The sequence below is a fragment of the Corallococcus sicarius genome, from assembly GCF_003611735.1.
Lineage (GTDB): Bacteria > Myxococcota > Myxococcia > Myxococcales > Myxococcaceae > Corallococcus > Corallococcus sicarius.
The window spans coordinates 60729-75384 of sequence record NZ_RAWG01000009.1 but is presented as its reverse complement, the minus strand read 5'-3'; the positions used below and the strand labels follow the sequence as shown (position 1 = coordinate 75384).

The 14656-nt window shown below is 71.0% G+C and carries 1 protein-coding gene (running past one end of the window); it reads left to right on the top strand.

Features of this window, described 5'->3' with window-relative positions; all coding sequences use genetic code 11:
* Positions 1-14656: part of a non-ribosomal peptide synthetase coding region (locus D7X12_RS02660; protein ID WP_147443495.1), annotated on the top strand (this coding region is incomplete at its 5' end). 16130 nt of the annotated region lie beyond the right edge of the window; the window shows 14656 of its 30786 annotated nt.

Genomic DNA, 14656 nt, shown 5'->3' with positions numbered 1-14656 from the left:
GCCCCGAGCGTGCCTGGCGCCCCGCCGCCCATCCCCCGGGTGCCCCGGAATCGGCCGCTGCCGCTGTCCTTCGCCCAGCAGCGGCTCTGGTACATCCAGCAGCTGGAGCCGCAGAGCGGCGCGTACAACAACGCGACCACGTTCCGCCTGACGGGCGAGCTGGACGTCGCCGCGCTCCAGGCCGCGCTCGACGAGCTGGTGGCCCGGCACGAAGTGCTGCGCACCACGTACTCGCTGGAGGGTGAGACCGCGGTGCAGCTCATCCACCCGGCGCGGGGCCTGCCCCTGGCGCAGGTGGACGTGGCCGGCGAGACGCCCGAGGCCCGCGAGGCGGAGCTGGCGCGCCTGTGCCGGGCCCACGCCCTCATCCCCTTCGACCTGGAGAAGCTCGTCATCCGCGCGCTGCTGGTGCGCGTGGAGCCGAAGATGCACGTGCTGGCGCTGGTGCTCCACCACGCGGTGTCCGACGCGTGGTGCACCATGGTGCTGGCGCGCGAGCTGACGGTGCTCTACGCGACCTACAGCGCGGGCATGACGTCGTCGCCGCTGCCGCCGCTGCCCATCCAGTACGCGGACTACGCGGTGTGGCAGCGCGACTGGCTCGAAGGCGGCGTGATGGAGGAGCAGGTCGGCTGGTGGAAGCAGCAACTGCTCGGGGCTCCCACGCTCGTCCTTCCCACGGACCGGCCGCGCCCGGCGGAGCAGTCCTTCGAGGGCGCGCAGTACCGCTTCCAGTTCCCGGCGGACGTGGCGGAGCCGCTGCTGGGCCTCGGCCGCAAGCAGGGCGCCACGACGTTCATGGTGATGATGGCGCTCTTCCAGACGCTGCTGTCGCGCTACTCGGGCCAGGAGGACTTCGTGGTGGGCACGCCCCTCGCGGGCCGCACGCGTCCCGAGGTGGAGGGCCTGCTGGGGTGCTTCGTCAACACGCTGGCCTTCCGCGCGCGGCAGGAGGGAACGCCTTCCTTCGTGGAGCTGCTGGTCCGCGTGCGCACCCAGGCGCTGGAGGCCTACGCGCGCCAGGACGCACCGTTCGAGCGCATCCTGGACACGCTGGGCCTGCCGCGGGACTTGAGCCGCACGCCGCTGTTCCAGGTCGTCCTCAACGTGCTGAACACGCCGGATGCCAAGGCCCAGCTGCCGTCGCTGGAGCTGACCCCGGTGGAGGTCTCCACGGGGACGTCCAAGTTCGATCTCGGCCTGGACGTCTGGGAGAACCGCGCGGGCCTCTCCTGCCGCTTCGAGTACCCCACCGCGCTCTTCGACGAAGCGACCCTGGCCCGGATGGCGGGGCACTTCGTGGAGCTGGCGCGTCAGGTCGTCGCGAATCCGGAGGTGCCGCTCTCGCGGCTGTCCCTGCTGGTCGGCGCGGAGCGTCAGCGGGTGCTGGTGGAGTGGAACGCGACGGGCGGCGGCTACCCGCGCGACGCGAGCATTCAAGACCTCTTCATGGCGCAGGCGGCGCTCCGTCCGGACGCCGTGGCGCTGGAGTTCGGGGACACGCGGCTGACGTACGCCCAGCTGGACGCGCGCACGAACCAGTGGGCGCACCTGCTGCGCGAACAGGGCGTGGGGCCGGATGTGCTGGTGGCCGTGTGCCTGGAGCGCTCGGTGGAGCTCATCGTCGCGCTGCTGGCCATCCTCAAGGCCGGAGGCGCGTACCTGCCGCTGGATGCCGCATACCCGGCGCAGCGTCTGGCCGCGATGCTGGAGGACGCGCCGCCCAGGCTGCTGCTGACGACGCGGGCGGTGCGCGAAGAGCTGGCGGTGGATGACTTCCTGCCCTGCCTCCTCGTGGAGGAGCTGCGACTGGACGGGCGGCCCACGACGCCCGTGCACGCGGGAACGCACTCGCGACACCTGGCGTACGTGGACTTCACCTCCGGAAGCACCGGCCGCCCCAAAGGCGTGGCGGTGGAGCACCGCAACGTGCTGCGGCTCTTGCACGGCGCGTCCTTCGCGGACCTGGGGCCGGGCACGGCGTTCCTGTTCATCTCGCCCATCTCCTTCGACGCTTCCACGCTGGAGATCTGGGCCCCGCTGCTCTTCGGCGGACGCCTCGTCGTCTTCCCGCCTGCCCCTGTGTCGGACCTGGAGCTGCTGGAGAGCGTCCTCCAGCGGCATGGCGTCACCACGATGTGGCTGACCGCGGGCCTCTTCGCGCAGGTGGCGGAGCTGAAGCCCGAAGCCCTGCGGGGGATGCGGCAGGTCCTCACCGGCGGCGACGTCATCCCGGCGCACCACGTCCGCCGCGTGCTGACGGACCTGGGCATCACCGTCAGCGCCGGCTACGGCCCGACGGAGACGACGGTCTTCGCCTCCACGCACCGCATGACGGACGCGGCCCAGGTGGGCACGTCCATCCCCCTGGGACGGCCCGTCAACGAGACGCAGCTCTACGTGCTGGACAGGCACGGGCAGCCGGTGCCCCCGGGCGTTCCCGGCGAGCTCTTCATCGGCGGTGACGGCCTGGCGCGCGGCTACCTGTCGCGTCCGGACCTGACCGCCGAGCGCTTCGTGCCGAACCCCTTCTCCGCGACGCAGGGCGAGCGCCTGTACCGCACCGGCGACCTGGCGCGCTGGAGGCCGGACGGGGTGATGGAGTTCCTGGGCCGCGTGGACCACCAGGTGAAGGTGCGGGGCTTCCGCATCGAGCTGGCGGAAGTGGAGGCCGCGCTGTGGGCGCACGCGTACGTGCGTGAGGCCGTGGCGGTGGTGCGCGAGGACGTGCCCGGCGACAAGCGGCTCGTCGCCTACTTCGTCGCGAGCGAGGACCTGGACCTGGACCCGGCCGTGCTGCGCACGTTCCTCGAGCAGCGGCTGCCGGAGTACATGCTGCCGTCGGCGTTCGTGCCCCTCACGGCCCTGCCGCTGACGGCGAACGCGAAGCTGGACCGCAAGGCCCTGCCGGCCCCCGAGGGCGTGCGCGCCTCGCGGCGTGAGTACGTCGCGCCCCGCACGGAGATGGAGCAGCGGCTGTCGGAGATCTGGGCCCAGGTGCTGCGCGTCGAGCGCGTGAGCGTCGACGACAACTTCTTCGACCTGGGCGGCGACTCCATCATCAGCATCCAGGTCGTCGCGCGCGCGCGTCAGGCCGGCGTGCGGCTCTCCGTGCGCGACCTCTTCCAGCACCCCACCCTGGGCGCGCTGGCGAACGTGGCGAAGGTCAGCGCGGGCACCCAGGCGGAGCAGGGCCCGGTGGTGGGCGAGGTCCCCCTGACGCCCATCCAGCGGGAGCTGCTGGAGGGCGATCCCGAACACGCCCACCACTTCAACATGCCGCTGCTGCTGCGGGCCCGGCAGCCGCTCCAGCCGGCGCTCCTGGAACAGGCGCTCCTGGTGCTGCTGGGCCACCACGACGCCCTGCGCATGCGCTTCACCCGCGAGGGCTCCTGCTGGCGCCAGCACAACGCCTCACCCGAGGAGGCTTCCTTCCAGCTGCTCCAGGTGGATCTCTCTTCGCTCCCGCCGGAGGACCGTCTTCGCGCCATGGAGGAGCAGGCGGAGCGGCTCCAGACCAGCTTCGAGCTGGCCCGGCCTCCCCTGCTGCGCGCCGCCCTCTTCCACTTCGGGGCGCAGGAGGACCAGCGCCTGCTGCTCCTCGTCCACCACCTCGTGATGGATGCCGTCTCCTGGCGCGTGCTCATCGAGGACCTGGAGGCCGCGTACCTGCAACTGGCTGAGCGGCGCCCCGCGGTGCTCCCCGGCAAGACGACGTCCTTCCTGTCCTGGACGCGCCGGCTGGAGACCCACGCCCTCTCCGACGCGCTGCACGCCCAGACGGCGTTGTGGCTGGACGAAGCGCGCCTGAAGGTCGCCCCGCTCCCCGTCGACTCGGCGGGTCCCGACGTCCACGGCTCGCAGCGGTCGGTCTCCGTCCAACTGGACGCGGAGGAGACCCGGCTGCTGCTCCAGGAGACGCTGTCGGGCTGGCGGGTGCGCATCAACGACGTGCTGTTGACCGCGCTCGCGATCGCGCTGCGCGAGTGGACCGGCCAGTCGGACGCGCTCATCGACGTGGAAGGCCATGGCCGGCAGGACCTGTTCGCGGACGCGGACGTGTCCCGCACCGTGGGCTGGTTCACGTCGATGACGCCCGCGCTGCTGCGGCTGCCCGAGGGCGGCACCCCGGGCGACAGCCTGCGCGCGGTGCGCGATACGCTGAGCCAGTGGCCCGACCACGGCATCGGCTTCGGGTTGCTGCGCCACATGGGTCCCCCGGAGGTCCGGGAGCGGATGGCCGCCTTCCCCCGGGCGCAGGTGGCGTTCAACTACCTGGGGCATGCGTACGGCGCGTCCGACGACAGCACCCTCTTCCGCCTGGGCAATGATCCCGTCGGCACGACGGTGGACCCCCAGGCCCGCCGGACGCACCCGCTGGTCGTGTCCGGGTCGGTGCGGGACGGGCGGTTGGGGATGTTCTTCGGCTTCAGCCACCACCTGCACCACGCCTCCACGCTCGAAGCCCTGGCGCAGCGCTTCGTCGCGGCCCTGCGCACGTTCATCGAAGGGCGGCACTCCGAGGACTCGCGCCGGAGGTCGCCGGGCGACTTCCCCCTGGCGCGCCTCTCCCAGCCCGCGTTGGATCGGCTGCTGGCCTCGCAGGGGCCCACCGTGGAGGACCTCTACCCGCTCTCCGCGCTCCAGCAGGGCATGTTGTTCCACGTCCTCGCGACGCCGGAGTCCTCCTTCTATTTCGAGCAGCGCTCCTGGTCGATCCACTCGGCGGTGGACATCGGGTTGTTCCGCAAGGTCTGGCAGGCGGCGGTGGACCGCAATCCCATCCTGCGCACCAGCTTCGTGTGGCGGGAGTTGGAGGCCCCCCTCCAGGTGGTGCACTCGCACGCGGAGCTGCCCTTCGAGGAGCTCGACTGGCGGCACCTGTCCCCGGAGGAGCAGCAGGCCGGGCTGGAGCGGCGGATGGCCGCCGAACGCGCGCGCGGCTACGACGTGACGCGGGCCCCGCTGATGCGGATGGTGGGCGTGCGGCTGGCGGATGAGCACTGGCGCTTCATTTGGAACCACCACCACCTGCTGCTGGACGGCTGGAGCTCCGGCCTGTTCTTCCAGGAGGTCTTCGGGCTCTACGACACCTTCCGGGCCGGAGCGACGCCCACGCCCCCGGCGAGGCCTCCGTTCCGCGACTACATCGCGTGGTTGCAGAAGACCGATGTCGTCGAGGACGAGCGCTTCTGGCGCGCCCGGCTCTCCGGCCTGTCTGTCCCCACGCCCATCCCCGCGGAGCAGCCGTCCACCGCGCGGCCCGGCGAGCCCGCGAAGATGGCGAGCACCCGGTTGTACCTGTCGGCGGAGGACACCGCCGCCCTCCAGGCGTTCGCGCGTCAGCACCAGTTGACGCTCAACACCCTGTCGCAGGCGGCGTGGGCCCTAGTGCTCGCGCGCTACAGCGCCACGCGGGACGTCCTCTTCGGCACCACGCTGGCGGGCCGTCCCCCGGAGCTTCCGGGCGCGGAGGGCATGCTGGGCATGCTCATCACCACGCTGCCGGTGCGCATCCAGCTCCCCGACGAGCAGGCGCCCGTGCTGCCCTGGCTCCAGTCACTCCAGACGCAGCAGCGGGCCCTCGAGCAGCACCAGCACACGCCGCTGGTCACCGCGGCGGGCTGGAGCGACATGCCGCGAGGCACCCCCATCTTCAACACCCTGATGATCTTCGAGAACTTCCCTCTCGATGAGTCGGTGATGAAGCGCTCCACGGAGCTGGACATCCGCGACGTGCAGGCCGCGGAAGCGAGTCACTATCCCCTTACGGCCCTGGTGATGCCGGGCAGCGAGCTGTTGCTCATCCTGAGCTACGACGGGAACCGCATCCCGAAGGAAGCGGTGGAGCGCGTATTGGGCCACTGGACCCAGGCGCTGCTGTCACTGGCCCGTCCCTCGGCCCTGCTGTCCGACGTGTCCATGCTGTCGGCGGCGGAACGACAGCAGGTCCTGGTGGAGTGGAACACCCCCGCCCGGGGCTACCCGGACGCCCGCATCCACGACCTCTTCGAGCAGCAGGCCGACCTGCGCCCGGACGCCATCGCGCTGGAGTTCGGAGACACGCGCCTGAGCTACGCGCAGCTCGATGCGCGGGCCAACCAGCTCGCCCACCTGTTGCGTGGGCAGGGCGTGGGCCCGGACTCGCTCGTCGCGCTCTGCCTGGATCGCTCCGTGGAGCTGATCGTCTCCCTGCTGGCCATCCTCAAGGCGGGTGGCGCCTACGTGCCCCTGGATGCGGCGTACCCGGTGCAGCGTCTGTCCGCGATGCTGGAGGACGCGCCGCCCCAGGTGCTCATCACCTCGCGGGCGCTGCGCTCCGCCCTGCCCGTCTCGCAGGAGGTCCCCTGCCTCCTGGTGGAGGAGCTGCGTCTGGAGGAGCAGCCCGCGTCCCGTCCGGTGACGGCCACGCTGCCGCGCCATCTGGCGTACGTGGACTTCACCTCGGGAAGCACCGGCCGCCCCAAGGGCGTGGCGGTGGAGCACCGCAACGTGCTGCGGCTGCTGCACGGCGCGTCCTTCGTGGACCTGGGACCGGACACGGCGTTCCTGCACATGGCGCCCATCTCCTTCGACGCGTCCACGCTGGAGATCTGGGGACCGCTGCTCTTCGGCGGGCGCCTCGTCGTCTTCCCGGCCAGCTCTCCGTCGGACCTGGAGCTGCTGGCGGGGACGATCCAGCGGCATGGCGTCACCACGCTGTGGCTGACCGCGGGTCTCTTCGCGCAGGTGGTGGAGCTGAAGCTGGAGGCCCTGCGCGGCGTGCGACAGGTCCTCACCGGCGGCGACGTCGTCCCGGCGCCCCAGGTTCGCCGCGTGTTGGAGGAGCTGGGTATCAGCGTCACCGCTGGCTACGGCCCGACGGAGACGACGGTCTTCGCGTCCACGCACCGCATGACGGACGCGGCCCGGGTGGGCACGTCCATCCCCCTGGGACGGCCCATCCGCGACACGCAGCTCTATGTGCTGGATGCGAATGGCCAGCCGGTGCCGCCGGGCATCCCGGGCGAGCTCTTCATCGGCGGTGACGGCCTGGCGCGCGGCTACCTGTCGCGTCCGGACCTGACCGCCGAGCGCTTCGTCCCGCATCCCTTCTCCTCGACGCAGGGCGAGCGCCTGTACCGCACGGGCGACCTGGCGCGCTGGAGCCTGGACGGGGTGGTGGAGTTCCTGGGCCGCGTGGACCACCAGGTGAAGGTGCGGGGCTTCCGCATCGAGCTGGCGGAAGTGGAAGCCGCGCTGCGGGCCCACGCGGACGTGCGCGAGGCCGTGGCGATGGTGCGCGAGGACGTGCCCGGCGACAAGCGGCTCGTCGCCTACGTGGTGCTGCACCAGGACGTCGAGCCGGCCGAACTGCGCGCGTTCATCGCGAAGCGGCTGCCGGAGTACATGCTGCCGTCGCTCCTGGTCCCCCTGCCGGCCCTGCCGCTGACGGCCAACGGCAAGGTGGACCGCAAGGCGCTGCCCGTACCGGAGGCCTCGCAGTCCGACGCGAGCACCTACGTGGCGCCGGAGACGCCGACGGAAGTCGCCCTGGCCGCGCTGTGGAGTGAAGTGCTGCGCGTGCCCACCGTGGGCCGGCACGACAACTTCTTCGAACTGGGTGGCCACTCGTTGCTGGCCACGCAGGTGGTGTCGCGCATCCGGTCCACCCTGGGGGTGGAGCTTCCACTGGGCGACCTTTTCGGCGCGCCCACCGTGGCGGGATTGGCCGAGCGGATGGCCCACGCTGCCCGCTCCGGGACGCCGCCGCTCATCCGTGCGGACCGGACGTCCGCGCCGCCGCTGTCGTTCGCCCAGCAGCGCCTGTGGTTCATCGATCAGCTGGAGCCGGGCACCAGTCTGTACAACATGCCGTTGCCGCTGCGGTTCATCGGCGCGGTGGACGAAGGCGCGTTGCGCAAGAGCCTGGACGCGCTGATGGCGCGGCATGAAGCGCTGCGCACCACGTTCCGAGTGGAAGCGGGTCAGCCCGTGCAGCACATCCACTCGGAGGCCACCGTGCCCTTCGAGTCCGTGGACCTCACGGGCATCGACGACCTGGTGGAGCGCCAGGCCGAGGCGAAGCGGCGCGGCAGCGCGGAGTTCCGCCGTCCGTTCAACCTGGAGCAGGGGCCGGTGATTCGCGCCCTGCTCCTGAAGCTGGAGGCGCAGGAGCACGTGCTGGTGCTCCACCTGCACCACATCGTGTCCGACGGCTGGTCGTTGGGCGTGCTGGTGCGTGAGATGACGGCCCTCTACGAGGCCTTCCGCCAGGGGCAGACGCCTGCCCTGCCGGAGCTGCCGGTGCAGTACGCGGACTACGCCGTCTGGCAGCGCAATTGGCTCCAGGGTGACGCGCTGGAGGAGCAGCTCGGCTGGTGGAAGCAGCAACTGGCGGGCGCGCCCCATGCGCTGGACCTGCCCACCGACAAGCCCCGTCCGGCCGTCGCCTCCCGGCGCGGCGACGCGGTGCCCGTGCACCTGCCGCGCGTCCTCGCGGAGAAGGTGGAGGCCCTGGCGCAGCGTGAAGGCGCCACGCCCTTCATGGTGCTGCTGGCGGCGTTCCAGACGGTGCTGCACCGGTACTCCGGCCAGGATGACGTGCTGGTGGGCTCGCCCATCGCGAACCGTCACCATGCGGAGACGGAGGGCCTGATCGGCTTCTTCGTCAACACGCTGGTGTTGCGCGGCAGCTTCGGTGCGCGGCCTTCCTTCCGGCAGCTCGTCTCGCAGGTGCGCACCACGACGCTGGGCGCGTACGAACACCAGGACATTCCGTTCGAGCGACTGGTGGAGTCGCTTCAGACGACTCGCGACCTGTCCCGCACGCCGCTCTTCCAGGCGATGTTCGCGCTCCAGAACGCGCCCCTCCCGGAGCTGGTGCTGCCGGGCCTGTCCGTGAAGGCCGCCGACATCGGGGACAGAGGCACGTCGCAGTTCGAGCTGAGCCTGAGCCTTGACCGTGATGCGGACGGCTTCGATGGCCAGATCCACTACGCGACGGACCTGTTCGAGCGCTCCACCGTCGAGCACCTGATGAGGCACCTGCGGGTGCTGCTGGAGGCCGCGCTGGAGCGGCCCGACGCGCCGCTCGCGGAGCTGTCCTTCGTGGCTCCCGAGGAGCGTCAGCGACTGCTGGGCGACCTGCGTGGCACCGCCGCGGACTTCGACCGGGAGTCCACGCTGCACGGCCGCATTGAAGCGCAGGTGGCCCGTACGCCAGACGCGGACGCCGTGGCGTTCGAGGGCACGACGCTGTCCTTCCGGCAGCTTGATACCCGTGCCAACCAGCTCGCCCGGCACCTGCGCTCGCTGGGCGTGGGTCCGGAAGTCACGGTGGGCCTGTGCCTGGAGCGCTCCGTTGAATCCATCGTCGCGCTGCTGGCTGTCCTCAAGGCCGGCGGCGCGTTCGTGCCGATCGATCCCTCGGCCCCTGCCGCGCGTCGCTCGTTCATCCTGGGCGACAGCCGCGCGTCGGTGCTGCTGACCACGCAGGCCCTGGCGGAGGAATGGACGCCGGAGGTGGGCACTGTCGTGTGCCTCGACGCCGAGCAGCGACCGTGGACGGAGCTGTCCGCGGAAGCGCTGGCTTCCGAGGCGGGGCCGGAGAACCTGGCGTACGTGCTCTACACGTCGGGCTCCACCGGCATGCCCAAGGGCGTGGCGGTGCAGCACCGCTCCGTGCTCCACCTGCATCAGGCCCTGTCACGGGATGTCTACGTGCAGCCGCAGCACGGCCTGCGCGTCAGCGTGAACGCGCCGCTCTTCTTCGACGGGTCCATCAAGCAGGTCATCCAGCTCCTCAGTGGGTACTGCCTGTGCGTCGTCCCCGGCGACACGCGCAAGGACCCGGAGGCGATGCTGGCGTGGCTGGAGGCCCAGCGCATCGACGCGCTGGACTGCACGCCGTCGCTGCTCAAGCTGCTGCTGAACGCGGGCCTGCTGGAGCGTGCGCACGTGCCGGCGCTGATCCTCATCGGCGGTGAGGCGCTGGACGCAGTGACGTGGCGGCGGCTGGCCACGACGAAGCGCACGCGTGCCTTCAACGTGTACGGACCCACCGAGACCACCGTCAACGCCACGACCTGGGCCATTCAGGGCGCCCCTCAAGTGCTGCCCGTCATCGGCCGGCCGCTGGACAACGTGCGCGCCTACGTGCTCGACGAGCACCAGCGCCTGCTGCCCTTCGGCATGCAGGGCGAGCTGTGCCTCGCGGGTGAAGGCGTCACGCGTGGCTACCTGGGCCGGCCGGAGCTGACCGCGGAGCGCTTCGTTCCGGATCCGTTCAGCCCGGAGGCTGGCGCGCGGCTGTACCGCACGGGTGACAAGGCCCGGTGGCGCGAGGATGGGACGCTGGACTTCATGGGCCGCCTGGACTTCCAGGTGAAGCTGCGCGGCTACCGCATCGAGCTGGGCGAAATCGAAGCCACCCTGCGCTCGCACCCGGGCCTCCGGGATGCGGTGGTGCTGTTGCGCGAGGACGTGCCCGGTGATGCGCGGCTCGTCGCCTACGTCGCGCCGGAGGTGGAGCTCGCACCCTTGCGTGAGCACCTGCGCAAGCACCTGCCCGAGTACATGGTGCCGGCCGCCTTCATGGCCCTGCCCGTCCTGCCACTGACGCCCAACGGCAAGGTGGACCGCAAGGCGCTGCCCGTACCGGAAGCTTCGCAGGCTGACGCGAGCACCTACGTGGCGCCGGAGACGCCGACGGAGGTCGCCCTGGCGGCGCTCTGGAGTGAAGTGCTGCGTGTCCCCACGGTGGGACGGCACGACAACTTCTTCGAGCTGGGAGGCCACTCGCTGCTGGCCACCCAGGTGGTGTCGCGCATCCGGTCCACCCTGGGCGTGGAGCTGCCGCTGGGCGACCTCTTCGGCGCGCCCACCGTGGCGGGGTTGGCCGAGCGGTTGGCCCATGCCGCCCGCTCCGGGACGCCGCCGCTCATCCGTGCGGACCGGACGTCCGCGCCGCCGCTGTCCTTCGCCCAGCAGCGCCTGTGGTTCATCGATCAGCTGAGCCCGGGCACGACGCTCTACAACATGCCGCTGCCGCTGCGGCTCACCGGAGCGGTGGACGAAGGCGCGTTGCGCAAGAGCCTGGACGCGTTGATGGCGCGGCATGAGTCGCTGCGCACCACGTTCCGCGTGGAAGCGGGCCAGCCCGTGCAGCACATCCACTCGGAGGCCACCGTGCCCTTCGAGTCCGTGGACCTCACCGGTATCGCGGACGACACGGAACGGCAGGCGGAAGCCACGCGGCGTGGCAGCGCGGAGTTCCGCCGTCCGTTCAACCTGGAGCAGGGCCCGGTGATTCGCGCCCTGCTCTTGAAGCTGGAGGCGCAGGAGCACGTGCTGGTGCTCCACCTGCACCACATCGTGTCCGACGGCTGGTCGCTGGGCGTGCTGGTGCGTGAGATGACGGCCCTCTACGAGGCCTTCCGCCAGGGCCAGGCCCCTGCCCTGCCGGAGCTGCCCGTGCAGTACGCGGACTACGCCGTCTGGCAGCGCAACTGGCTCCAGGGTGACGCGCTGGAGGAGCAGATCGGTTGGTGGAAGCAGCAACTGGCGGGCGCGCCTCACGTGCTGGACCTGCCCCTCGACAAGCCCCGTCCGGCCGTCGTCTCCGGGCGTGGCGGCGCGGTGCCCGTGCACCTGCCACGCGCTCTCTCCGAGCAGGTGGAGGCCCTGGCCCGGCGTGAAGGCGCCACGCCCTTCATGGTGCTGCTGGCGGCGTTCCAGACGGTGCTGCACCGGTACTCCGGCCAGGACGACGTGCTGGTGGGATCGCCCATCGCGAACCGGCACCATGCGGAGACGGAGGGCCTCATTGGCTTCTTCGTCAACACGCTGGTGCTGCGCGGCAGCTTCGGCGCTCAGCCGTCGTTCCGGCAGCTCGTCTCGCAGGTGCGCACCACGACGCTGGGCGCGTACGAGCACCAGGACCTCCCGTTCGAGCGGCTGGTGGAGTCGCTGCAAACCACGCGCGACCTGTCCCGCACGCCGCTGTTCCAGGTGATGTTCGCGCTGCAGAACGCGCCTCGCACGGAGTTGGTGCTGCCCGGTCTGACCTTCAAGGCCGCGGACATCGGGTCGCGTGACGCGTCGCATTTCGAGCTGAGCCTGGACATCAGCCGTGCGGCGGATGGTTTCGTCGGTCGCATCGACTACGCGACGGACCTGTTCGAGCGCTCCACCGTCGAGCGCCTGATGAAGCACCTGCGGGTGCTGCTGGAGGCCGCGCTGGAGCGGCCCGACGCGCCGCTCGCGGAGCTGTCCTTCGTGGCTCCCGAGGAGCGTCAGCGGCTGCTGGGCGACCTGCGTGGCACCGTCGCGGACTTCGACCGGGAGTCCACGCTGCACGGGCGCATCGAAGCGCAGGTGGCCCGCACGCCGGACGCGGACGCCGTGGCGTTCGAGGGCACGACGCTGTCCTTCCGGCAGCTCGAGACCCGCGCCAACCAGCTCGCCCGGCACCTGCGCTCGTTGGGCGTGGGCCCGGAAGTCACGGTGGGCCTGTGCCTGGAGCGCTCCGTTGAATCCATCGTCGCGCTGCTGGCTGTCCTCAAGGCCGGCGGCGCGTTCGTGCCGATCGATCCCTCGGCCCCTGCCGCGCGTCGCTCCTTCATCCTGGGCGACAGCCGCGCGTCGGTGCTGCTGACCACCCGGGCCCTGGCGGAGGAATGGACGCCGGAGGTGGGCACCGTCGTGTGCCTCGACGCCGAGCCGCAGCCCTGGACGGAGCTGTCCTCGGAAGCACTGGCGTCCGACGTGGGGCCGGAGAATCTGGCCTATGTGCTCTACACGTCGGGTTCCACCGGCATGCCCAAGGGCGTGGCGGTGCAGCACCGCTCCGTGCTCCACCTGCACCAGGCCTTGTCACGGGACGTCTACGTGCAGCCGCAGCGCGGCCTGCGCGTCAGCGTGAACGCGCCGCTCTTCTTCGATGGGTCCATCAAGCAGGTCATCCAGCTGCTCAATGGGTCCTGCCTGTGCGTCGTCCCCGGCGACACGCGCAAGGACCCGGAGGCGATGCTGGCGTGGCTGGAGGCCCAGCGCATCGACGCGCTGGACTGCACGCCGTCGCTGCTCAAGCTGCTGCTGAACGCGGGCCTGCTGGAGCGTGCGCACGTGCCGGCGTTGATTCTCATCGGCGGTGAGGCGCTGGACGCGGTGACGTGGCGGCGGCTGGCCACGACGAAGCGCACGCGTGCCTTCAACGTGTACGGACCCACCGAGACCACCGTCAACGCCACGGCGTGGGCCATCCAGGATGCCCCTCAGTCGCTGCCCGTCATCGGCCGGCCGCTGGACAACGTGCGGGCGTACGTCCTCGATGCGCAGCAGCACCTGGTGCCCTTCGGCATGCAGGGCGAGCTGTGCCTCGCGGGTGAAGGCGTCACGCGGGGCTACCTGGGCCGTCCGGACCTCACCGCGGAGCGCTTCGTTCCGGATCCGTTCAGCCCGGAGCCCGGGGCGCGCCTGTACCGCACGGGTGACAAGGCCCGGTGGCGCGAGGATGGGACGCTGGACTTCATGGGCCGCCTGGACTTCCAGGTGAAGCTGCGCGGCTACCGCATCGAGCTGGGTGAAATCGAAGCCACCCTGCGCTCGCACCCGGGTCTCCGGGATGCGGTGGTGCTGTTGCGTGAGGACGTGCCCGGTGATGCGCGGCTCGTGGCCTACGTCGCGCCAGAGGTGGAGACCGCGCCGCTGCGTGAGCACCTGCGCAAGCACCTGCCGGATTACATGGTCCCGGCCGTACTGGTCGCCCTGCCCGTCCTGCCGCTGACGCCCAACGGCAAGGTGGACCGCAAGGCCCTGCCCGTACCGGAAGCCTCGCAGCTCCCGACGCACACCTACGTGGCGCCGGAGACACCGACGGAGATCGCCCTGGCGGCGCTCTGGAGTGAAGTGCTGCGTGTCCCCACGGTGGGACGGCACGACAACTTCTTCGAACTGGGAGGCCACTCGCTGCTGGCCACGCAGCTGGTCTCCCGCGTGCGTGTCCACTTCAAGGTGGAGCTGCCCCTGCGCGCGTTCTTCGAACGGCCCACCGTGGCCGCGCTGGCCGCGCTGATTGATTCGTTCCAGGGCCCGGACGGCACGGGCGCGTCCCTGCCTCCGCTGGTCCGGGCGGAGCGTCCGGAGGTGATCCCCCTCTCGTTTGCCCAGCAGCGGCTGTGGTTCATCGAGCAGTTCGGCACGGCGGGCACCGCGTACAGCGTGCCGATCGCGCTGAAGCTCGAAGGCACGCTGGACACCATCGTGCTCCTTGCGGCGTTCGACGAGCTGGTGCGCCGTCACGAAGCGCTGCGCACCACCTTCCATTCGGATGAGGGTGCGCCTTCGCAGGTCATCCACCCGCCCTTCCCCATGCCCCTGCGGCACGTGGACCTGACGGTCGTGGCGTCGAGGGAGGCGCGTGACGCCGAGGCCCATCGGCTCGTCATCGAGGAGACGCAGACTCCGTTCGACCTGGAGCAGGGCCCGCTGTTCCGCGCGCTGCTATTGAAGCTGGGCTCCACGGAGCACGTGTTGGTGCTCAACACGCATCACATCATCTCCGACGGCTGGTCGTTGGGCGTCCTGGTGCGGGAGATGGGCGCGCTCTATGCGGCCTTCTCCGCGGGCCTGCCCTCACCCCTGCCGGAGCTGGCGGTGCAGTACGCCGACCACT